Raw genomic sequence first — 21,371 nt, 5'->3', positions numbered from 1 at the left:
TTGCAAGACGTAGGTTGTTTTCAGCAACTTGAGTTTGAAGCGGTGTTGCAGTAGCATCAGCAAGAGTTTTCTCTGCTTGAGTCTTCAATTCAAGAGCCTTAGCGTAATCTGAGCTTGCTTTTACAAGATTTGCTTGAGCAGTATCAGATGCTGCTTGTGCTGCTGATTGGTCTGCCTGAGCTTTAGCAAGGGCAGCTTGAAGAGTAGCTGGGTCATTTGGGTTAGTGATTGGGGTGCCTGAATCTTTTGAATACCAATCAAACATATTGATGATATGAAGTTGACCACCAAATGTACCAATACCAACACCAAGAGCTTTGTTATTTGGACTCAATAGGGCGGCTGAATGTCCCCATTTTGATGGTGCATCAGCAAATGTTGCAGTCATAATAAAGTCGTATGTGTGTTCTTTTAAATCATACATAGTACGGATTGGTGAAATAATGCCGACTGCATTTTCTGCATGAGTAGCATTACTAATATGACCATAATCTGTAATTGATTTATCACGCTTAATGTAATTTGCAATTTGAATTTTAGCTTCATTCATTGAATTTGTTGTCAATGGAATTTCAGCAACACCAAATTGTTTACGAATTGCGTTAATAACTTGTAGATTGTACAATGCAAAGTTCTGCAATTGTTTTTCAGTTAAATTGTTAACATCAATGATTTCATTTTTATCATTTTCACCAATTTTAGTTGAAGATTGTTCAATAACAGTAGCACCTGAATCAGTCATAAAGTCTGAGTCACCTTCGGTTTTATCAGCTTTGAATTGAGTCAAGTCTGCAATTGTAACAGTATCAACATTTGCCAAAGCGTCTGTTGCAGTTTTAACAGCGTCATTTGTTTTATTGAGTGCGTCAGTTGTTGTTTTAGACTCATCTTGAGCAGCAGTCAATTTTGCTTTTGCTGTATCAACAGCGTCTGATTTTACAGCAACCTCAGTTTCAGCAGCTTTGATTTTTGCATCACGGTCTGCGTCAGCTTTCTTAGCGTCTTCAAAGGCTTGGGTTGCAGTATTAACGTTAGCGTTAGCATCTGTAACAGCTTCGCTTGCATTATCAAGGTTAGCTTGAGCTTCAGCAAGACCAGTACCAGAAAGGGCGTCTTGTGCTGATTTGACGTCTGCTTCTTTAGCTGCTACGTTAGCATCAGCGGCGTCTTTTTCTGCTTGGGCAGTATCAACAGCAGTTTGTGCGTCTGCGACTTTACCAGTTTGGTCAGCAATTTCAGCGTTGACTTCATCTGTCTCAGTTGCGTTAGCAGCTTGGTCAGCAAGGTTAGCTGTTTGATCAGCTTGGTTAGCTGCAATATTAGCAGGTGTTGCATTGGCAGCGTTAGCTTCTGCGTCAGATACAGCTTGTGTTGCTGTGTTAACGTCTGCTTGAGCAGTGGTAACGTCTTGGTTAGCTGTGTCTGCATCAGCTTGAGCGTTAGTTGCATCTTGAGCAGTAGCATCAACAACAGCTTGTTGAGCTTCAAGAGCTGGTTTGACATCAGCAGCAGTTTTAGGTGTTTCGACAGCTGTAGTTTCCGCGGCTGGTGCTTCAGTTGTAACTGGAGCCTCAACAGTTGATGTTGCCAATGATGCTTGAGCTTCTTCATAAGAAGAGTAAGTTCCATTTGGTTCAGATTTTACAATTTCGCCTGTGGCGTGGTTGACAGTTTGCCACTCACCAGTCACACGGTTTAAGAAAATATCATATTGTGTGTCTGCTGATACGGTAGACGCACCAACGGTTGCAAGGGTGATAGCAGTAGTTACCGCAATTGCGCCATATATATACTTGTTCTTTTTCATTATTTCCTCCTGTTTAGGCTAATAGGAAGGGCTTGGCCGAAGTGTCAAGCCCTGCTATACTAGTATAGCAGGCATTTTGTCAAGTATTTTGCATGATTTTTAAGAATTTTATCAAAAAATTTTGGGGAAGAAAAATTAAGTGCAATACTTAAATAAAAATAGGAAAATACAATTGAACAAATTTTTTTCAAAAAATCTGTCAAGTAACTTTACTTTACAAAAAACTTTTGTTATACTGTTAAAGTTGGCGAAAGTCATACACACTATTTTTAGATTTAAAAGGGGCTTGGCCCTGACATTTAATGGAGGAAGAAAGAAATGGCAGTACCTGCACGTCGCACTTCAAAAGCGAAGAAAAACAAACGTCGTACTCACTATAAAGTAGCAGCTCCAACTGTGAAATTTGATGAAACTACTGGAGATTACTCACGTTCACACCGTGTATCTTTGAAAGGATACTACAAAGGACGTAAAATCGCTAAGGCTGCTTCAGCTGAATAATAGAAGGGAGATACCATGCGCGTAAATATTACACTTGAACACAAAGAATCTGGTGAGCGTTTGTACCTTACTTCAAAAAACAAACGTAACACTCCAGACCGTCTTCAATTGAAAAAATACTCACCAAAATTGCGTAAGCACGTGATTTTTACTGAGGTAAAATAGGGATTCACTACACGTCAATAGACGGTAGAAACCCTGATTTTATGCGATTTTTGAAATTGTGAATTTCACTACATTGCAGTACAAATCAATCAAATCTCTACATTTTTCTCTACACTTTTTAGATAATAAAATTTAAGTAGAACATGCAGATAATGAAAGGAACACTTCGTATGAGGTGTTCCTTTTTAGCTTCTTATTTACCAACTGAAGAAAACCGATACAGTTATTCACCGTCTAAAATATTTTCTAACATTGGTTCGATAGAACTACATTTTAAATCTTCAATGAGCCGACGAGCATGGAAAGAATTTACTTTCAGAACTACATAACGCTAGGAAAAAATTTTATCTTTAGAAATTTTTGTATCTATATTTCATATCTAATTCTTGATAGATATAATATCTCAGAACTTCTTGAAGAAGCAATTTAGTCTCATACATCTCATGGACATCAGTTATCATTTTTGGATATTTATCTTTCGAATCACCATGAGTATAGTAATTTCGTGTTTGAGCTAATTTTGTTATTAATAATTCTCTATCACAGTCCGAAAAAATTTTAGTCTGATTAAGCTCATCTATTAAATCAAATAAATTTTTTAGGCGTTCGGAAAGACTAGGTTCTTTCTTCTTAAATTTCAATTTGTTTCTAAATTTTCTTCTGATTTCTTCTAAAATATGTGTATTTATAAAATCAACCAAAGATTTTCTAGCTTTTTCTTCATCATCAGATAGACACTGTGGAATTTTAAAATTCTTAAAGTTTCTAGAATAAACTTCTAAATTCCTGATAGCATCAATTAACTGGTCTTCTAAATATAAATCACCATGAAGATTTTTTGAAAATTGTCTCACTATAAATTCAAGTTCCTCAGATTTATCAAACCAATGATTTAAAATATGTTCAAAGTTGTCTTCTAGTTTCCTCAAAGAAATATCTTGCTGATAATTTTTCCATTTTTTAGACTTTCTAGCATGCTGAACGAAGTATTTTCCCTTTATAATCGGCAAACGCTTATCTTCTAGCATTTTATAATCAACTAGAAACTCAATATTAGTAAATGATAATGGAGTATTTGATAAAATCTCAATAAATTCTTTAAATTTACGTGAAGCCTGATAGAACTCATCGAAATATCTTATGTTTGAATCAACTGAAGTAAGTTTAATAAAATAGGCACTTGTAAATGATGTATTTGTAAACGAAGAATGTAGTATCGCCATATCTTCAAAGTTCATCCCAAGTGATTTTATTAATACTTTTGTTGATTGATATTCATTTACTGCACTCTCAAAAATGGTTTGATTATCACCATGCTTAATGGTTACCAATGATTTTTCAATCCATTCTTCAATATGTTCAAAACTAAATTTATAATCTTTGATTTCTTGAGAGTCTAGTTTGTTAATCAAAGATTTAAAAGATTCTGGACTGCCATCAAAATCATCAATCGCATTATAAAATACGTTATATATCTTAAAATTTTTTACATGATATTTGGTAATTGGAAATCCGGGGTAAGTAGAGGTCACACTTGGTTCTCCGTAAGTATTTAAAATTAAGATATTACCGTTACTAGAATAACCATATATCTTTTCTAAATTCTTACCAAAACCAAATGAGATACCTGTCTCCTCTTCAAATTTACCAAATAATTCTAGTATAATTTCCCTCGGAGAATAATGTAAAACACCACTTAAGTTATTTTTACTAACGATATCATCAGAACGTTCTGAAAAATATCCTTTAATTTCAAACTCTTTATCCCAAGTGTAATCTTTGAAATTCATATTATCCCTTCTAACTGTTCTTCAGAAATCCTTCACAGTCTTCCAAATCCTGATTTTACGATGGTAATAAAATTACTTATATTAAACCAACTTTCAATTATCAATCAAAACCTTCCTATGCCTACTTAACAAGTCATCACATACAAAATATTGTCCCAATCGTTCTACAAATACTCATTTCTTACTTGTTACTAAATACTATACTCTAAAAACAATCAATATTTCCTTATTTCTATACTATTTTTTATCTTCCATATCCCTCAATGCATACTCACATGCTTGAATCACGAAACTTGAAAAAGTTACATCTTTGTTTTGAATTGCTTTCTCTATTTCTTCAATAAGTGGTACTGGAAAGCGAATTGTTTTATTTTCTGTTTCTTTGCGATTTGATTTTAGTTGAAATGCCATATCTTTTCTCCTCTTTTTGTTTTTAGGATATAGCTTTTTGTACATTAAATATGCATTGCGTTTTGCATTGCAAACTTAGTGTTATTACGTTATAATGTAATAAAAATTATAATATAGGAGCCCAGATGGATATTGCTAATTCATTAAGAAGGTATTTAATATTAAAAAATAATCTAATCCCCTCAACACAAAATAGAATAAAAGAACTTGAAAGAGAAATTTTTCAAGCCGAGGTTACTCTAAATGCTATTTCAGATGAAAAAGTATTTCTTGAAGACTTTAAATGGGATATTCGAACAAGAGGATTTACTATTTTTAATCTGGTTCACCTACCATCCCTGATTGTGTTTATTATATTTCTTATAGTTGCACTATTATCTTTAGCAGGGATTGCCATTATTGGTGTCATTATAGAAACAATTATTCGAACTTTTATACTTTTCCAAGATTTTGAGTTTGAGGATACATTCTTCTATATCCCAATAAAAGCGGTTGAAGACTTTATCTATTATCCACCTTCAATTCCTGTTCCGATTGTGGTTGGGCTTTTGATAGTTTGGGTTTTATATAGTATCAGACAGGTTCAAAAAAATAAAATCTACTATGAAAATGTTGTTATTCCAGAGAATCGAAAGAAAAACGCTCTCGTCCCTGGAAAGCGTAGAAAACAACAATTAGTGGTAGATAATCTGAAAAATACCTTGAAATCCACTGAAACTCAACTACTGAACCATCAAAATGAATTGATGAATATTATGAATACTATATCCATTCCCAACCAGTATTGGACTAACGATGAAGTCATAAATTTCCTCATACAGAAATTAGAATATGGGCAAGCGAAGACCATCGGAAATGCTTTGAATCTTTGGGATATAGAAGTATCAACTAGAAGGGTTGAGCAGGCATCGAAAGCTGTCATAAAAGAGACAAGAGAATCGGAAGCTCGTCTGGCTAGACAGAGGCAAGAACAATTTATTCAAGCTACTAAAGCTCAACAAGCGAGGGATGAAGTTCAAGAAAAAATAGCTGAGGAAATGAAACGCAAAAATGACCATGATGCAATACACGATAATATTGCGAAGAAAAACGGTTGGTTATAAATAAGGAGACATACTATGAACAAAAAGAAAATTTTAGCAAGCTTGACACTATTGGCATCTACAGCACTCTTGTTTGCTTGTCAGAGTAATGAAAGTACCACAAAATCCTCTGAAGAAATTGTTGAAACCTCTTCTTCATCAAAGGATTCAATTTCCGAGGAACAAAGAAATAAGTGGTTGAAGGAGTTTTATGAAGAAGTAGCTGAGACTGATGGTTCAAACTACCATAATGAGATTGAAGAACGTAGTCAAAAAGTATGGAATGAGAATCAAACCAACATCTTCAATGGACAGGCTAGTCTAAATGTTACTAATGATTACCTTCCTTCTGAATTGACAAAGCTAAATGTCACAATTGACGGTTATGATGAAGCAACTAGAAGATTGAAAGTTACTGTTACTAACAACTATGATGAAACACTGATTGGAACAACAACCAATTCAAACAATAACAACTTGTACGGGACATATTTCACTCTATATGGCTACACAACTTTGTCAGGACGTTCTGAGAGGGTAAAAATCGCTCAGATTGCTCTTGCTAGTGATTTACCAGCTGGGGAGTCTATTCAACTTGAAATTCTTCCATCAGCTCTTGCAAATCGTCAAACTGATTATGCTAAAAAAATGCAAAATAGTGAGCTAGATTCTAAATACTACCTACTATCAAGCGATTACGGAAATTCTTTATGGGACATTACAAAAGACCAAGTAATGGGCGAAGAGGTTATTTCAGAACAAATAGTATTATCTAGCCTTGCGAATATCTATATCGTACCCAAGCTAGTATTTGAAACTTACCCATCTACAGCTCCAAGTGATTCAGAGCTAGAAAATCTAATTTCAAACAATTAAAGAAAAGAGCAGACTGATGAACATAAAGAAACTAATATTGCCCCTACTCACTCTAACGCTGACAATTGTCCTTTGTGCTTGTGGTAATCAATCGAATGCCAATGATAGTCAGTTATCAGGAACATATTCATACGAAAAAGGCGGTATTGATGGTTCTGAAATGGGATTTGAAGACGAAGAATTGACATTGCATTATGAACTAAAAGTAAGTGGTGATGAAAACATACTTAATATCAATCTCCTTTCAGAGAGAGGCAATAATGTGAAGTACCTCTATTCCGAGAAAGTAACTATTGATACAGACAAACAGATTATCAGTGATAACAATGGTATTGAGCTGAAATATTCAGTTTCAGGAGATTCTGTAACAATACCTGATTTAGCAGGAGATAAAGGGGATACTGTAACTTTAACAAAAGAGTAGAAAAAGAGTAGAAAAAGATGAGCAATTGATAGCTCATCTTTTTTGTTGATAAAAATTTAACTAATAATAGTTTAGGTTATCTGCATATGAGGGTTTTAATAGCTATTATACAAATTTGGGCATAGACGTATTGTGTGTTAAATAGTAGCTGGAACATTTTAGTAACAAAAAACGATGCGGTACAGAATTTTTTAAAACCGAAAAATAGTTAGAGATAAAGAACTGGAAAATACTTGAATTGATAACAAACTTAGATTTACTGAATACCTTTTTAGGCGAAAAGAGACGCATTTTGAAGAGAGAGCGTAAGCGTTAGTGAAGATTGAACACCGCCAACAAGAGAATCTAGTTGGCGAAGAGAAAGCAAACGTACGAACGTAGAAACAGGCTGTTGAGCCAAAAAGGAATTGAAAGTAAATCTTAGGGAGTTACAATACAAATTTTTCAAGCTTTACTCTTACTTATTTTGAGCTTTTATAAAATGATGTAGCTTCACGGCTTTGCCGTGGAAAATAGACAGATACTAGCAACATAATAAAGCGATAAAAAGTGGGGTTAGGTATAAATATCGAATATGTTGAAAAAAGACTAAAACTATGTAAAAAATTTTAAGAATAGATGTAAATATCAAAGTAGTTATTTACAAACTATTCGCCGAATTACCAATTTTATCAAAATTAAAAGCTTTTGATGAAATTGCCTTTGAGAATCTCGAAGGCTATGTAAGTGGTGTTAGTTCAATAAATTCTACATATGTTGAACTAAAACTGAGATTGAAAGCCGATAACATAAAGGAAGTGAGAAATACGAATGGTTAGTTTATTGACAGATAAAACATTAAAAAGTGCTTTTGGGGTGACTGATGATAAAGAGATGCTAATAGAGTTTGACAAGCGGTTTGCGACTCTAGCAAAAAATAAAGGACGCTTACAACCTTTGAAGAACTATCTTAAAGTCGGTGTTAACGATGAGACTGATGCTCCCATCTACCTAGCAATTTTAAAACCAAACGGTGAAATTGCTACTTTAGATGAATATAAAGAACATCAGATTAAAACAGCTAATGTCGAACTTGAAAGAATTATACAAGAAAAGACAAAACTTGAAAATGAGATAGCAAAATTACAGATAAAAAATGCTAAATTGAACGATGAATCTTGGCTCATAAGAGACGACTATGCCAGAGTAGCTGTTGAATTTGATGAACTTGGAGACTTATTAGAAGATTTAAAGAATGAAACAAAGCAAGAGCGAAGAAAGCTTAAGAAGAAGATTTTTAGAGAAATTCAGCAAATGAGTTTTTTTGATAAGTTAAAGTTTTTAATACGTTAGTACGAAAAAATATCTAAGTCGGCAGGGTTAGTATTACCCTGCCGACTGCAGTGACAATGACAAGCGGACTAAAAAACCTTGATTACATACAATCTAAGTGCATGAATGTTGACATCACAAAAAATGACAAAGGAGGAATTTATGACAAAAACTGACAGGCTCACAACTGCTTCACTTGAAAAAGCAAACAGCATTCGAAGTACTTATCGGGCACATTCATTCTGTTGTGTGCTGAATAATGTAGATAAGTTATTCGATATTGAGACAGACTTTTTTGAAGACCAACGTTTTAGTGACAAGACTAGAAAGCGAGTTGAAGAATTTAGAAACAAGCTCCCCAAGCAAGACCATGATTTCACCGCAACAGAAATGGTAGAAACTCTAATTAGTTTCTGGACAGAAGAAGATGAGAATCGAAGTTGCGCAATTAACTATGAAATTGGAGATGATGGCGTCCATCATTGTCACATGGTACTGGAGGATAAAAAAGCGGTACGCTTCTCAGCTCTTCAAAAACTCTTTCCAACAATCCATGCCGAACTCACTCGAGGGACAAAAGAAGAAGTATTTGCTTATCTTAATAAAACAGGAAAACATGAAGAAAAAGCACATACTATCGTCGTACCGATGCACATTTACGGGGAAATTCGAGCTAGTAAGCAAGGCAAGCGGACAGATATTGAAATGATTGAACAGCTACTTGAGGAAGGTAAAAATCCAGAGCAGATTATGTCGCAAAGCCTTAGTTTCCGTCGATTTTCAAAATTGATAAAAGAACATTACTATCAAATGCGATTGCGGACGACTCCAAGATTTAAGGAAAGTATGGAAGTGGTGTATCACGTCGGAGCATCTCGGAGTGGAAAGTCTTATCAGCAAATCCGCTTGATGGATGAATATGGAGTGGGCAACGTCTATGTCTGGAGTGACTATCAAAATGGTGGGCTTGATACATATCTGGGAGAAAAAATCCTTTTCATGGAAGAATTCAAGGGAGAATTATCTTACCAAGAATTTCTTCGTGTGACAGACTCCTACGTTCAGCAATTTCACGCCCGATTTACTAACATCTATGCTTTGTGGGAAAAAGTGCATATTAGTTCAATATTTCCACCTAAAGAGTTGTATAAGTTGATGGTTAGTGACTCGCTGAGAGCAACCGACACAATGGAACAAATGATGTTACGGATAAGCAAGGTAGTCTATCATTTCAAAGTTAAAAATCAAGGGAAGGTGCAATACAAATCTATTTCTTTTTCAATAGAAGATTTTAATCGTCATACAATAGAACAAATTGAGAAATTTGCTTATCAGTTTGACAAAGCCAATCCAAATATCCTTAACTATAACTTTGAGACAGATGCATTTTTATCCACAATGAATCCGATTAAACATCTAAAGAAAAAAGCCATCACTCCTACTGACCAAAGCAAAAGTGATGACCTAAATCAGCGAGATAAGTAATAAGTTATCTCTATTGATATTATCGCATATTTAAAGGAAAAAAGGATAATAGAAATGAACTCCGAAAAAATAAATCATATTGAAACTCTACTGAATTTACTAGTTGCCTTGATTCAGCAACAGACAAAACAAAATATCACATTTGGAATTGTGACACAAAAAGAGCTATTAGCTCTCTTAGATATCTCTCCTAATACTTTGAAAACTTGGGAGAAAAAAGGCTTACCTCGTCTTGAACCTCCAATTGAGGGGACTAGAACAGTGTATTATAAACTGTCAGATGTACTTGATTTTTTGGAAAACTAATTGACAATGTGCTAAAATAGATTTATCTAATTAGAAAAGAGGAAAGTCTATTTTAGCCTTTTTCATTATCTGCAAGAAAGAGGCATTATGAAAACCGAAACAGTTATCTATAAAAATAAAAAGGTAATTAAGAAGACCAAAAACAATGGTGATATCAACTACGTTTTAAGAGGTGTTTATCTAGGACTTGATGAAAAAACTGGTAAACAGGTCACTACCTCTATTACCGCTAAAACTCTTCGCCAATTGGATAGAAAGTATATTCAAGCTAAACTGGATTTTGAGGAGCAAGGAAGCACTCGAAAAGAAGTTATAAGAATCAATACTTTAGAAGAGATTGCTGAAGAGTGGTTTAAAAACTATCAAAATTGGGTTACATCTGCTAATACACTAAATCGAGTAAGAGGTTATCTTGACACCTATATCATTCCACGTTTTGGCGATTATAGCCCAAATAAAATAGAGTCAGCTGAGATTCAGTCGTGGGTTAATGAATTAGCCGAGAAATCTAAGAAATCTGTTGAATCTGGGGTGAAGAGAGCAGAAAAAGGAAGTGCAAAAGATTTCGGAGCTGTGACTCATAAGCTAAGCGATATTTTCGACTTCGGAATAACGAACTATGGATTATCAAAAAATCCAGTATCCACTGTCAAAATACCTCCAAAACCAAAAGCCAATAAAAAACGAATTATGGTACTTCATGATGACGATTTATCACATTGGTTAAAATTTTTATCAAACTTACCGAATACTCGAGCTAATCGTAGATTTAAAGTCATTTGTAACACCCTGCTCGCTTCAGCCTGCCGTATCAATGAATTACTAGCATTAGAAATACATGATTTGGATTTAGAAACAAGCGAAATTATTGTAAATAAGACTTTGATGTGGAAAAGAGCGAATAAGAAGTTAGGAATAAAGGGGGAGATGGTTTGTAAGCCAACCCCAAAAACCGATGCAGGAAATAGGAAGATTCCTGTTCCAAATGAAATAATTGTAGCTTTAGTAGATTTTCACAATGAGATGAATGTTTATTTTGAAAAACATGGATTGCCTAAGTCTGACTTAATATTCCCAACAATTTATGGTAACTATATGTGCGATAGAAATGAGCGTGCTACGCTTAAGAAACGCCTATCATCACTTGGTCTACCTGACTATGGCTTTCACTTATTCCGTCATACTCACGCTTCTTTGATGTTGAATGCTGGAGCGAACTGGAAGGAATTGCAATTTAGGTTAGGTCATCAGTCAATTTCAACGACAATGGATACTTATGCTGAATTAGCACCTAAGCGAAAATTTGAAGCAGTCAATATTTATCTTGATAAAGTTGCTAAATTAACAGCTTAAGTTATCTCTACATTTTTCTCTACACTTTTTAGGGCAATTTATAAAAGTCTTGCTATATCAAGGCTTTTAATAGCTAAAATAGACATTATTAGACCCTTACTGAGGTAAAATAGGAATTCACTACACGTCAATAGACGGTAGAAACCTTGAGTTAATGCGATTTTTGAATCATTGAATTTCATTACATTGCAGTACAAATCAGTCGAATCACTACCTTTTTTTGAAATAAGATTTTGATTCGGATAAGTAATAAACCCACTGGCTAATTAAGTCAGTGGGTTTTTGAGTGATTAGAAAGAAGTGAAGTTACGGATTAACAAGATCTACAATGATAATTTCTGGGCGATTAAAGAATCTTGGTACTCGTGTAGATTCTTTGGCCAGACCCCTGCTTACAATAAAATACGAATTTTCAACTTCATATAAACCACCTGCATATTTCGGAAGAAAACCTTGATTAGGCGCAAATACACCATTAACCAAATAAGGCACTCTCCATTGTCCTCCATGCGCATGACCAGATAACACTAAATCAAATCCATACTTTTGATAAGTATCAATTAGTTCTGGTCGGTGAGCTAGTAAAACTTGAAAGTCAGTGCTTATTTGCTTCCTTTTTATGTCTTCAAGTTGGTCTAGCAAACTCTCACTAGTATCATACTTTTGAAAATATTCAGGATCATCAATGCCTGAAATAGTAATGGACTGCCCCCTTACATCAACTCTACTACTATTTCCAGATAATACGACCACATTCTGTTGTCTCAGATGTTCCAGCATCTGATCATATCGATTACTCCATATTTCATGATTACCTGACACATAGTAAGTATGATTAAATTTTCCTAGCCCACTTAACAATTCTAGAGTTTTTCTGTCAGAAAGTTCATCATCAAAAATATCTCCACCTAATAAAATGATATCTGGCTTTTCTTTCCCTAATGTTTCCAAGATTTGTAGCTGGTTTTTACCGTAATTTGATGAGTGTAAATCAGTAATTAGAGCAAGTCTGATTGGCTGAGATATTTTGGGACTAACAAGCCTGTAATGAGTTACTTGAAGCCGACTGTCAAAACCTAATGCAAGAAAAATTAGGATACAAATAAAAACAAACCATCGTGGCTTAATATTTTTTAGTTTTTTCATTATTCGAACTATTTTACCAAATTTCTGTAACGAACAAACATTTTCAAAAGGTTACTCGATAATAATATCAAAATATTTTGTATCAACCTCTTTTGGAGCAACATAACTAATATTTCGTTTGGCATTGAAAATATCAGATTCTTCCAACGAAGTAGAGAGTCCGCTCCAAGGTTCTAATGCGATAAAGGGACTCTGATTTGTAGTTGACCAAATCACTAAATATGGAAAATCATCAAATGCAATCGAAAGTTTCTTCTGATGATTTTTTGATTTCAAGGTTACTTTTCGTGATGCTAATTGATCCAATGTTAAGGCATCATGCTCAAACAGTTGATAAGACAAGTCCAAGGTCTTTTGATTTTCCAAGAATGGCCGGCGGTCTCGCAGATCAAGTAAGCCAGTTTCTGGAAAACTTCTAGGTACTGTACAAGATTCTACTTTTTCAAATTCTAAATAATAGTCTTCATAACTCTCACCATCCAACAAGGGACAATTAAAACCTGGGTGACCCCCAATAAAGTAAGGTAGCTTTCTATGTCCCTCAAGGTTTTTCACCCGATATTCAGTTCGAATTGTATTGCCAAGTAGTGAGTAGTTAATGGAAAGTTCAAATTCAAAAGGGTAATTTTTTACGGTTTCATCGTTTGATGAAATAGAAAATTCCAAAGAGTTTTCGGTACTATTTACATTTTTGAACAGCATTTTTCTCACAAGTCCATGCCTTGGAATTGTGCCTGTAAATGTCGGTCTTTCTGCAGGCTCATAGATAGCCCAATCATTTCGTAAACTTCCACAAATCGGAAATAGAACTGGTGCTTGACCGCTCCAATAGGCCGGATCTCCTTGCCAAAGATACTCGACACCATCAGTGTCTTTTATCGAAGTAATTTGCCCACCTAATTCAGAAAATTGTACTGTTAAGTTCTCATTTTTTAATTCGAACATAAAGACTGCCTCCCTTATATGAAAACAAGGATGCTAACTTGAGCTAGGCATCCTTGTATTATTTTTATTCAATAACCTGTGTTTCTGCTACTTTTTTATACCAATAAGCACTTTTCTTTGGATAGCGTTCTTGGGTCTCAAAGTCAACATAGAACAAACCATATCGTTTCTCGTATCCATTTGACCAAGAAAATACATCCATCAAGGACCAGATGAAATAGCCTTTAACATTGGCACCATCTGAGATAGCATCCGAAATCACTTCTAAATGCTTTTTCACATAATCAATTCGACCATCGTCATAGACAGTACCATCTACAAATTCATCTTTATAACCTAGACCATTTTCAGTGATGTAGATTTTCTTATAGTTTGGATAGTCATTTTTCACACGCATGATTTGATCATAAAGACCTTGTGGATAGATAATCCAATCCCAGTCCGTTTTTGGAATATCAACTGGGGACTCTCTACGACCAACTCCTTTGATTTGATACTTAGAACTTCCCTTTTCACCTTTACCATTATGGATAATTTCCGTTTCTCCATAATGAGCTCTCATCCAATCACTCATATAGTAATTGATGCCCAAGAAGTCGTTCAAATCTTTTGCGGCATCTAAGGCAGCAAAGTCTTCATCACGAAGGTCTAATTCCCCACCATTTACTTTCAGAATATGGCGAACACCTTCAAGTGTTTTTTCAGAATAGTAACCCAAGTATGTAGCATCGAGGATAAATTTATTGTGAATAATATCTTCAAGTTCCGCTGCACGGACATCGTCTGGATTGGTTGGATCATAAGGATATTTCGTTGGCAATGCATGTACAACACCAATTTCTCCGCTATAACCAGCATCCTTGTAGAGCTTAACTGCCTTGGCATGTGAAACCATCATATTGTGATGAGATTGGAATACTTTAGAAAGATCATACTGGATACCTGGCGGGAACTTCCCTACGAGATATTGACCGTCACCAATTGGACCGATTTCATTAAAGGTTGTCCAGTAATTAACTTCAGGGAATTCTTTGAAGCAAAACGCTGCATAATTGACAAAGTGTTCAATGTTCTCTCGATTCAGAAAGTCACTATTAGAATGGAGCGTTTCTGGTGTATCAAAATGGTGAAGCGTTACAAATGGTTCTACGTGACGTTTATGGCATTCCGCAAATAATTTATGGTAATACTCTACTCCCTTTGGATTTACTTCTCCAAAGCCTGTTGGGAAAATACGAGACCACGCAATTGAAATACGAATGCCGTTTACCCCAAATTGTTCACTTAGTTCTAAATCAACTGGATAACGATTATAAAAATCAGAAGCTGGTTCCGCAGTGTACCAGTAATTATCTTCTAGATACTTGTCCCACGCAACACGACCTTTTCCATCCGTCTGTGTAGCACCCTCTGCTTGATATGCAGCAGTTGCTCCACCAAATATAAAATCTTTCGGTAATGTTTTAACCATATGCCTACCTTCTTCTATCAAAAATAAATAAAGGGGTAGGAGTTGGAGATGATAACTCCCTCCCCTTTTGATTAAGAACCTGTATTCACAAGTGAAGTGCTTGTATATAAGAGATAGTTTTTCGCTAATCAAGGCGGTTTTTTGAGGGAATACTGACTGTATTTTGAAAAAAACTAACGATGAGTAGCTGAAAAACTAGCCTTAGATGGAAGTGCTGAACTGTGAATATAGGTTCTAAAACTGTTGTTTGACAAAGTCAAGAGCACCTTGACCATCACGTGTAAGTTTAATGTATTGAGCCCCTTCAGTTTTGGCAAGTTTAATACCCAATGCATCGGTTTCTTGTTTCATATCATCGTAGTTTGATGCCACTTGTGGTGCTAGAATGACTAATTGATACTCTGGCAAAATCTCACGGTGTGCCCCATAGCTTCCTGCTGTAGCTGTAACTGGAACACCATATTCTTTTGCAGCTTTCGTTAGAGCGTTGGCAAGCAATCCACTTGTACCACCCCCTGCACAGAGTACCAAAACATTTGTTTGTTCAGAAATTTCGGTTTCGACTGCAGCTTTTTCAAGAATAGCATCCGCTTTGGTAGTATTGAAGTTAGCCGCAACTTTCTCTTTCAAGCTATTTTCAACTTTCCCTGATTGTTCTTCAGCGAGAATCTGCTCATCGTAAACTTTCAAGAATGGATAATAGATAAGTACATCGACAAATACCAACAAGATTGCTAGTGCAAAGGCAAGTGGAGCAAAGTTTGTTCCCATGACAATCCCCAACGGTCCTGGAGTTGTCCATGCTAAGTTGACGCTGAAACTGTTCATTTTTAACGTATCAACAAAGAATTTGAAAATCCATACGTTAGCAATTGGAGCTAAGATGAATGGAACAAAGAATACTGGGTTGAGTACAAGTGGTGCACCGAACAAGATTGGTTCGTTTACACCAAAGAAAGTTGGAACAACTGAAGCACGTCCAATTGCTTTATTTCGTTTAGACTTAGTCAACCACATAAACATGAATGGCACAACCAAGGTAGCACCTGTACCACCCATTGTTACGATAAACATTTGAGTACCTGAAGTCAGGATTTTGTCCGCATGTTGACCCGCCTGTAGAAGCTGGAAGTTGGTTTCAATATTGGCATAAGTAATGGCTGCAATTGCTGGTTCCACAATAGATGGACCATGAATCCCTACAAACCAGAACAAGGCATAGGCACCAAAGATAATTGTAATACCAACATAACCATCTGCGGCTGTAAATAGAGGCTCAAATAATTTCAGGATCGCCTCAGCAACGTTTGTTCCAAGGAATTGACGTGTCACAAGATCAATTCCATACAAGACAAAGATAGACAATGCATATGGAATCACATCTTTAAATGCCTGGGATACGTTCGGTGGAACTTCGTCTGGCATACGAATGGTAACATTGTTTTTCACACAGACCTTATAAATATTAACCGTAATGAAGGCTGCTAGAAAGGCTGTCAAAAGTCCCTTAGTTCCCATGTAACCATTGGCAAATCCACCTTCAATACCATCAGAGGCTAGTAATAAGAAGCCTGAAATTGAAGCAATCATGGTTGAAATGAAGTTGATTTGATTGGTTTTTGGCAATTGACGGTTAAACGCATCTGTCAAAGATTTTGCGGTCGTTCCTGCAACTAATACAGCTACAATACCCATTGTATAACCGTAAGGTTTCATGATAGCCGCAACTGCTTCATCAGACCAAGTAAATCCAAAGATATTAGGTACAAATGCTACCATTAGAAAGAGAGTTGAGAACAAGATAACCGGCATGGCAGCGATAAAACCATCACGGATAGCCCTTAAATAAGGGTTTCTCGAAATCTTTTCAAAGAAAGGCTTCCCTTTCTCAATAAATTCAATCAATTTATTCATTACTTATCACCTCGTTTGTACAATTCAATCATATGACTCATCATATCTTTCAATAACAATGTCGTCATGAGATGGTCTTGACCATGCATGAGCGTCACACTAAAGGCTAAATCCTCACCAGCCGCTTCTTTTTGCAACAAGCTAGTCTGAGCATGATGGGCTTCAACAATACAAGCATTGGCAACTTCAACTAGTTCTTCTGCTTTTGCATAGTCGCCTTTTTGAGCAGCAGCCAGTGCCTCCATCAAACGAGATCGAGCATCACCAGCGAATGCAACAATCTCAAAACCTAATAACGTAATTTCTTCTCTGTTCATAATATGAACCTCCTTTTAAAATTGAATTGATTTACAATAACCGTTGAATATGTAGTACAATATAGAACCTTTCACTGTCATTTACAGGTTCATCAACCAATGATGTGATCATCTCAAAAATCTGACTTCCAATCAGGTAAGCTCTTGGATTCTGGAGCTTGATGTACTGTTCCAAACTAGCAATCGATTCATTTGACTGATGAGATCTATCTAAGTAATTCAGAAAATAGGACAGATGAATCATAAAGCGATCATAAAAATTGCTATTTTCTTTTGTGCGTTTAATCCCATTCTCCGTTAAGATTTGTTCAACCTCTGCTATAATTTTTTTGCTGATGTCCTGTTCTTCACTTGTGGGATGAATGGTTTCACCCTTTGCATTAATTAAGTGAAGTGCAATTCTACCAATCTCATCATTCGGAAAATCTTTTAGCAACTTTTCACGAAACATAGCTAAGGCTTCACGCGCCATTTTATATTCCAAGGGATATTCGGCTGAGATATTGGGTAGCCTACTTTCTTGATAGGTATTCTTTAAAACCGCCTGATAGGCACAATAGATATGATCTGTCAGTGTCACATAGAGATATTCTTGTAGAGGGTAATGATAGGTTGCTACTAGATGATTGATAACCGTGTAGGTTGCAGAAATAAAATCTAAGGGAATATCTTTTAATAAAGTTAGAAAATTTTCTTTAGCCTCATCATTTTTTAGCGAAAAGATATTTTCTATCTTATCCTTAACAATTAAATCCCCTTTCTTCTTTTGAAAGGTTATACCTAATCCCATCACGACTGCCTGTTCCCCATGTTCATTTTTCACCAGAGCAGCGTTATTATTTAGTGACTGTATAATCCTAAACATAAATCCCTCCTATATTTTTAAGCAAAAAAAAGACTACAAACAAACCGAGAATATCCTACTCTCAAATCCATTTGTAGTCTTGCCTAATCGAATTAGTTACAATCCACTCTATTCTTGCTGATGAGATTATTATAGCATATTCTCAGAAAATGTAAACCCTTTCTTTAAGAAAAATGGTTATTTTTTCAATTATTTTTCTAGGAATTATTTTTCTAACCAAGAAGTAGCTGTTTGAGACAAGACGGAATCAAGTCCTTCAATATTTTCACGACCAACACTACGTAACCATTCACGCGCAGCTTCTTCACCATGTTCAATATAGACTGGCACAACACCCGCCCACGTCGCACGACCACAGAGAACACCGTTAAATTTAGCACCTGCTTCATGTGCAAACACTAGTGTATCTTGGAAAAGCTTAGCAGAAACACCTGCACTTAGATAAATGTATGGTAAATGAGTTGATGCTTCTTGTTGACGGAAAAATTCAGCTGCTTCTTCTTTCGTATAGATGACTTCCCCTGTTCCAAAGCCTTCTACAAAATTCATGTTCACAGGTACCTCTACCTTGAGAACATCCACTCCAAAGCGTTCATCCGAAAATACTTTCATAGCCTCATTTACTTTTCGAGGTTTGACTTTTGCAAATTCCACACTGGCATTGTCTTCAATCGTTTCATCGTAGCTCAAAATTTCCAAGAAGAATGGTAAACCTTCAGCCTGACATTCTGAACCCAAGCGTTCAATATAGGCATGTTTTTGAAGGTTGACATATGAATCACCATCAACGTCATAGTAGAGTAAGAACTTGATAGCATCTGCCCCTTCTTCTTTTAGTCGTTTTACAGACCATTCTACCAGGCAATCTGGCAAACGACTGGTTGAACTAGTGTCATAGCCAGTTTTTTCATAAGCCAAAAGCAAACCGCACTGTTCGTCACGAGCGCGTGATGCTGGCAAACCAAATTCAGGATCTAACAGAATTGAGGAAGAAAACTGTGTTAATTCCTCTGAAACTAGTTTCTTTAGTTCTTCCATCTGCTCCACAGTAGGTTCTTCTGTCTGATGTTTTGCCATCATTTTTTTCAGGGCTCCACGTTGGTCAAAAGCTAAAGCTGAAATAATACCTGCTTTATTGCTTACTTTTTCCATGTATTTTCTTTTGTCTGCTGTTACTACCATATTATACCTCTTCGACTTCGATTTGAGAATACAACGATTCTGCATTTTCTAAATTGACATAACCCGTCTGTTCTTCTTGGGCATTTAACATGCCTAAAACATTAGCATTTTTTAATAATTCTGCTTCGGGTAAAGCATGGACCAAACCTGCTGCAATACCTGCAACAGTTGAATCTCCTGATCCTACTGGATTGACGACTTTGATTTTTGGAATTCTGACACGATAGAACTTGTCATTGTGCTTGGCAAAAGCCCCCTGTGCTCCTAATGAGACGACTATCCAATCAATTCCTTGGAAAAGTTGACCAGACAAAACTGATTTCAACTCTTGAATATCATCAGTAACTTCTTTACCAATCAGTTGTGATAACTCCTCTGTATTCGGCTTAATAACTGTCGGCTTCTGCTGGCTTTCTAAAACGTTTTTCAGCGCCTCACCAGAACAATCCAAAACAACAGCTACACCGCGTTTTTTACAAAGTTCTACAATCTCAACATAATAATTGCTAGCAAGTCCCTTAGGCAAACTTCCTGAAATAACAACTACATCTACATTGTTCAGGATGATTTCAAGGTGTTCAATAAAATTCAAGGCTTCATGTTCTTGAATAGTTGGGCCTTGTTCTAAAATCTCCGTCTGTTTGCCATCATGAAGAACCGCAATACAGTTACGTGTTTCGCTCCCAATTTCCACAAAGGAATTTTTAATATCATTTCGAGTGAGTTGTTTCTTTATATAACTTCCAATCTCACCACCAATAAAACCAGTAGCCACTATATCTTCACCAATTTGTTTCAAAACTCGTGTGACATTGAGCCCCTTGCCTCCAGCTGTTTTTTGAACTTTTTCTACTCGATTGACCGTATCCAAATGAAAGGTATCCAAGTGATAGGCAATATCAACCGACGGATTTAAAGTGATCGTCAAAATCATGTGAGCCTCCTAGTCGTGGTATTCTCCACGATCCCACTTTTCAAGAAATTCAGTAAAGAACTCTGGATTTTCTTGCTCTTGATTGAGCGTTTCAACTGCAGCAATCTTTTCGATTAAACGTTTATTTTCTTCAGTTGGTTTATATTCTGCTTTAATGAAGGCTTCAATGATGTCGCACATGAGCAACTCACCTATAATCTTTCCTCCAAAACCAATGACGTTGGCGTTTAACTCTTCTTTTGCATAGAGTGCAGAGGTCATATCACGAACCAGGGCTGATCGAACGCCAGGTACCTTGTTTACAGCATTGTTGATTCCAACACCTGTTCCACAAATACAAATTCCCAAATCTGCTTGTCCGCTTACAACAGCTTCACCAACTTTTTTACCAAAGATTGGGTAATGAGTACGAACATTGTCATAAGTCCCAAAGTCCAACACTTCATATCCTTGATTTTTCAAATAATCTACCACAGCGATTTTTTCATAGGTTACAATGTGGTCACAACCGATTGCAATTTTCATCTCTTATTCTCCTTTGTTTACAACAATTAGCACATTTTATTTAGCATATCAACACGAATTTGGTGACGGCCGCCATCATACTCACCTTCAACAAATCCTTTAACGATATTTTTAGCAATGCCTTCTCCTACAATCTCACTACCGATTGTAATAATACGCGAATTGTTGTGTCCTCTTGTCATATAGGCAGAACGTTCGTCTGAAACTTCTGCAGCGATCATGCCTTTGACTTTAGTTGCGGTCATAAATGGACCAACACCATAAGCATCAATCACAATGCCAAGATTTCCTTCCTCTTGATTAACTTCTGCAACTACTGCCAAAGTTGTATCAACAAAATCACTTCCATCACTGACATCTTTAAAGTCATATGATTTTTCTAGCAAATAATCTTTAATAACGTCTTTTAGTTTTGAGCCCGCTGGATCAGCACCGATAATGATTGTCATAACCTATCTCCTAACAAAAATAGAAAGTTGTAGCCATATTTGGCAGAAAATCTTTGTTTTGCAAAACTTAGAAAAGCGTTTTCGCTTTTTATGTTTAAATTATACAACCAAA

Annotated in this window: 22 protein-coding genes; 9 read left to right on the top strand and 13 right to left on the bottom strand. The window is 35.9% G+C overall.

The genetic code is table 11. The features are described from left to right. Window positions 1–1,807: SEC10/PgrA surface exclusion domain-containing protein (locus P7J49_RS07245; protein WP_408570256.1), on the bottom strand; the 1,807-nt coding region annotated here is incomplete at its 3' end. A 318-nt stretch (window positions 1,808–2,125) separates the two neighbouring features. Between P7J49_RS07245 and rpmF the strand changes: the two genes are divergently transcribed. Both rpmF and rpmG read left to right on the top strand, forming a co-directional pair. Further along, window positions 2,126–2,308 carry a 50S ribosomal protein L32 gene (rpmF, locus tag P7J49_RS07240; protein ID WP_002937589.1) on the top strand — a complete coding sequence of 61 codons (183 nt, stop codon included), beginning with the start codon at window positions 2,126–2,128 and terminating at the stop codon, window positions 2,306–2,308. Window positions 2,309–2,323: 15 nt separating this feature from the next. Further along, window positions 2,324–2,473: a 50S ribosomal protein L33 gene (gene rpmG / locus P7J49_RS07235; protein ID WP_002262412.1), complete on the top strand. Its 150-nt coding sequence runs from the start codon at window positions 2,324–2,326 to the stop codon at window positions 2,471–2,473. A 350-nt stretch (window positions 2,474–2,823) separates the two neighbouring features. On the opposite strand, the gene P7J49_RS07230 is transcribed toward rpmG, so the two are convergent. Both P7J49_RS07230 and P7J49_RS07225 read right to left on the bottom strand, forming a co-directional pair. Continuing rightward, the gene (locus P7J49_RS07230; RefSeq protein WP_408570254.1) at window positions 2,824–4,263 is read right to left on the bottom strand and encodes a HEPN domain-containing protein; all 1,440 of its coding nucleotides are present in this window, start codon (window positions 4,261–4,263) and stop codon (window positions 2,824–2,826) included. 237 nt (window positions 4,264–4,500) lie between these two features. Continuing rightward, window positions 4,501–4,674, bottom strand: a complete 174-nt coding sequence (locus P7J49_RS07225; protein ID WP_018376428.1) for a YlcI/YnfO family protein — start codon at window positions 4,672–4,674, stop codon at window positions 4,501–4,503. Window positions 4,675–4,799: 125 nt separating this feature from the next. Between P7J49_RS07225 and P7J49_RS07220 the strand changes: the two genes are divergently transcribed. The 7 genes from P7J49_RS07220 (at window position 4,800) to P7J49_RS07190 (ending at window position 11,511) form a co-directional block, all read left to right on the top strand. After that, window positions 4,800–5,777: a hypothetical protein gene (locus P7J49_RS07220; protein ID WP_408570251.1), complete on the top strand. Its 978-nt coding sequence runs from the start codon at window positions 4,800–4,802 to the stop codon at window positions 5,775–5,777. 15 nt (window positions 5,778–5,792) lie between these two features. Continuing rightward, window positions 5,793–6,632, top strand: a complete 840-nt coding sequence (locus tag P7J49_RS07215) for a hypothetical protein (RefSeq protein WP_408570249.1) — start codon at window positions 5,793–5,795, stop codon at window positions 6,630–6,632. A 16-nt stretch (window positions 6,633–6,648) separates the two neighbouring features. Further along, window positions 6,649–7,056, top strand: coding sequence for a hypothetical protein (locus P7J49_RS07210; protein WP_408570248.1), 408 nt, complete (start codon window positions 6,649–6,651; stop codon window positions 7,054–7,056). An 810-nt stretch (window positions 7,057–7,866) separates the two neighbouring features. After that, entirely contained in the window at window positions 7,867–8,388 is a 522-nt protein-coding gene (locus tag P7J49_RS07205) for a hypothetical protein (RefSeq protein WP_408570246.1), read from the top strand. Between the two features lie 141 nt (window positions 8,389–8,529). Then, window positions 8,530–9,852: a replication protein RepA gene (locus tag P7J49_RS07200; protein WP_408570244.1), complete on the top strand. Its 1,323-nt coding sequence runs from the start codon at window positions 8,530–8,532 to the stop codon at window positions 9,850–9,852. A gap of 54 nt (window positions 9,853–9,906) precedes the next feature. Then, complete coding sequence (locus tag P7J49_RS07195) at window positions 9,907–10,158, top strand: helix-turn-helix transcriptional regulator (protein WP_044766244.1); 252 nt, start codon at window positions 9,907–9,909, stop codon at window positions 10,156–10,158. A gap of 87 nt (window positions 10,159–10,245) precedes the next feature. Then, entirely contained in the window at window positions 10,246–11,511 is a 1,266-nt protein-coding gene (locus P7J49_RS07190) for a tyrosine-type recombinase/integrase (protein ID WP_408570241.1), read from the top strand. Between the two features lie 306 nt (window positions 11,512–11,817). On the opposite strand, the gene P7J49_RS07185 is transcribed toward P7J49_RS07190, so the two are convergent. The 10 genes from P7J49_RS07185 to lacA all read right to left on the bottom strand — a co-directional run bounded on the left by P7J49_RS07185 (window position 11,818) and on the right by lacA (window position 21,259). After that, window positions 11,818–12,657, bottom strand: coding sequence for a metallophosphoesterase (locus tag P7J49_RS07185; protein WP_408570240.1), 840 nt, complete (start codon window positions 12,655–12,657; stop codon window positions 11,818–11,820). A gap of 51 nt (window positions 12,658–12,708) precedes the next feature. Beyond that, a complete protein-coding gene (locus tag P7J49_RS07180; protein WP_408570238.1) occupies window positions 12,709–13,602 on the bottom strand; it encodes an aldose 1-epimerase family protein in 894 nt (297 codons plus the stop codon). 64 nt (window positions 13,603–13,666) lie between these two features. Continuing rightward, window positions 13,667–15,073, bottom strand: coding sequence for a 6-phospho-beta-galactosidase (gene lacG, locus P7J49_RS07175; RefSeq protein ID WP_408570236.1), 1,407 nt, complete (start codon window positions 15,071–15,073; stop codon window positions 13,667–13,669). Between the two features lie 234 nt (window positions 15,074–15,307). After that, window positions 15,308–16,987 carry a lactose-specific PTS transporter subunit EIIC gene (locus tag P7J49_RS07170; protein ID WP_408570234.1) on the bottom strand — a complete coding sequence of 560 codons (1,680 nt, stop codon included), beginning with the start codon at window positions 16,985–16,987 and terminating at the stop codon, window positions 15,308–15,310. After that, entirely contained in the window at window positions 16,987–17,304 is a 318-nt protein-coding gene (locus P7J49_RS07165; RefSeq protein ID WP_408570233.1) for a PTS lactose/cellobiose transporter subunit IIA, read from the bottom strand. Before P7J49_RS07165 ends, P7J49_RS07170 begins: the two co-directional genes overlap by 1 nt. 31 nt (window positions 17,305–17,335) lie before the next feature. Further along, window positions 17,336–18,169 carry a PRD domain-containing protein gene (locus P7J49_RS07160; protein ID WP_408570231.1) on the bottom strand — a complete coding sequence of 278 codons (834 nt, stop codon included), beginning with the start codon at window positions 18,167–18,169 and terminating at the stop codon, window positions 17,336–17,338. Window positions 18,170–18,373: 204 nt separating this feature from the next. Next, a complete protein-coding gene (gene lacD / locus P7J49_RS07155) occupies window positions 18,374–19,351 on the bottom strand; it encodes a tagatose-bisphosphate aldolase (protein ID WP_408570230.1) in 978 nt (325 codons plus the stop codon). A gap of 1 nt (window position 19,352) precedes the next feature. Then, window positions 19,353–20,285, bottom strand: a complete 933-nt coding sequence (locus P7J49_RS07150; protein ID WP_408570228.1) for a tagatose-6-phosphate kinase — start codon at window positions 20,283–20,285, stop codon at window positions 19,353–19,355. 9 nt (window positions 20,286–20,294) lie between these two features. Beyond that, on the bottom strand, window positions 20,295–20,810 hold the full coding sequence (gene lacB / locus P7J49_RS07145) for a galactose-6-phosphate isomerase subunit LacB (protein ID WP_408570226.1): 516 nt from the start codon (window positions 20,808–20,810) through the stop codon (window positions 20,295–20,297). Between the two features lie 26 nt (window positions 20,811–20,836). After that, the gene (lacA, locus tag P7J49_RS07140; RefSeq protein WP_002941127.1) at window positions 20,837–21,259 is read right to left on the bottom strand and encodes a galactose-6-phosphate isomerase subunit LacA; all 423 of its coding nucleotides are present in this window, start codon (window positions 21,257–21,259) and stop codon (window positions 20,837–20,839) included. Between the last annotated feature and the right edge of the window lie 112 nt (window positions 21,260–21,371).

The sequence above is a fragment of the Streptococcus suis genome, assembly GCF_046032515.1.
Classification (GTDB): domain Bacteria; phylum Bacillota; class Bacilli; order Lactobacillales; family Streptococcaceae; genus Streptococcus; species Streptococcus suis_AL.
This window is presented reverse-complemented; position numbering and strand designations above follow the sequence as displayed.

What these genes read in the sequence shown, in the direction of transcription:
- P7J49_RS07215 (WP_408570249.1), top strand. Translation starts at nt 5,793, where the DNA reads ATGAACAAAAAGAAAATTTTAGCAAGCTTGACACTATTGGCATCTACA.
- lacG (WP_408570236.1), bottom strand. Translation starts at nt 15,073, where the DNA reads ATGGTTAAAACATTACCGAAAGATTTTATATTTGGTGGAGCAACTGCT.
- P7J49_RS07165 (WP_408570233.1), bottom strand. Translation starts at nt 17,304, where the DNA reads ATGAACAGAGAAGAAATTACGTTATTAGGTTTTGAGATTGTTGCATTC.
- P7J49_RS07200 (WP_408570244.1), top strand. Translation starts at nt 8,530, where the DNA reads ATGACAAAAACTGACAGGCTCACAACTGCTTCACTTGAAAAAGCAAAC.
- rpmF (WP_002937589.1), top strand. Translation starts at nt 2,126, where the DNA reads ATGGCAGTACCTGCACGTCGCACTTCAAAAGCGAAGAAAAACAAACGT.
- P7J49_RS07205 (WP_408570246.1), top strand. Translation starts at nt 7,867, where the DNA reads ATGGTTAGTTTATTGACAGATAAAACATTAAAAAGTGCTTTTGGGGTG.
- P7J49_RS07150 (WP_408570228.1), bottom strand. Translation starts at nt 20,285, where the DNA reads ATGATTTTGACGATCACTTTAAATCCGTCGGTTGATATTGCCTATCAC.
- P7J49_RS07220 (WP_408570251.1), top strand. Translation starts at nt 4,800, where the DNA reads ATGGATATTGCTAATTCATTAAGAAGGTATTTAATATTAAAAAATAAT.
- P7J49_RS07180 (WP_408570238.1), bottom strand. Translation starts at nt 13,602, where the DNA reads ATGTTCGAATTAAAAAATGAGAACTTAACAGTACAATTTTCTGAATTA.
- P7J49_RS07160 (WP_408570231.1), bottom strand. Translation starts at nt 18,169, where the DNA reads ATGTTTAGGATTATACAGTCACTAAATAATAACGCTGCTCTGGTGAAA.
- P7J49_RS07210 (WP_408570248.1), top strand. Translation starts at nt 6,649, where the DNA reads ATGAACATAAAGAAACTAATATTGCCCCTACTCACTCTAACGCTGACA.
- lacB (WP_408570226.1), bottom strand. Translation starts at nt 20,810, where the DNA reads ATGAAAATTGCAATCGGTTGTGACCACATTGTAACCTATGAAAAAATC.
- lacD (WP_408570230.1), bottom strand. Translation starts at nt 19,351, where the DNA reads ATGGTAGTAACAGCAGACAAAAGAAAATACATGGAAAAAGTAAGCAAT.
- lacA (WP_002941127.1), bottom strand. Translation starts at nt 21,259, where the DNA reads ATGACAATCATTATCGGTGCTGATCCAGCGGGCTCAAAACTAAAAGAC.
- rpmG (WP_002262412.1), top strand. Translation starts at nt 2,324, where the DNA reads ATGCGCGTAAATATTACACTTGAACACAAAGAATCTGGTGAGCGTTTG.
- P7J49_RS07230 (WP_408570254.1), bottom strand. Translation starts at nt 4,263, where the DNA reads ATGAATTTCAAAGATTACACTTGGGATAAAGAGTTTGAAATTAAAGGA.
- P7J49_RS07185 (WP_408570240.1), bottom strand. Translation starts at nt 12,657, where the DNA reads ATGAAAAAACTAAAAAATATTAAGCCACGATGGTTTGTTTTTATTTGT.
- P7J49_RS07195 (WP_044766244.1), top strand. Translation starts at nt 9,907, where the DNA reads ATGAACTCCGAAAAAATAAATCATATTGAAACTCTACTGAATTTACTA.
- P7J49_RS07190 (WP_408570241.1), top strand. Translation starts at nt 10,246, where the DNA reads ATGAAAACCGAAACAGTTATCTATAAAAATAAAAAGGTAATTAAGAAG.
- P7J49_RS07170 (WP_408570234.1), bottom strand. Translation starts at nt 16,987, where the DNA reads ATGAATAAATTGATTGAATTTATTGAGAAAGGGAAGCCTTTCTTTGAA.
- P7J49_RS07225 (WP_018376428.1), bottom strand. Translation starts at nt 4,674, where the DNA reads ATGGCATTTCAACTAAAATCAAATCGCAAAGAAACAGAAAATAAAACA.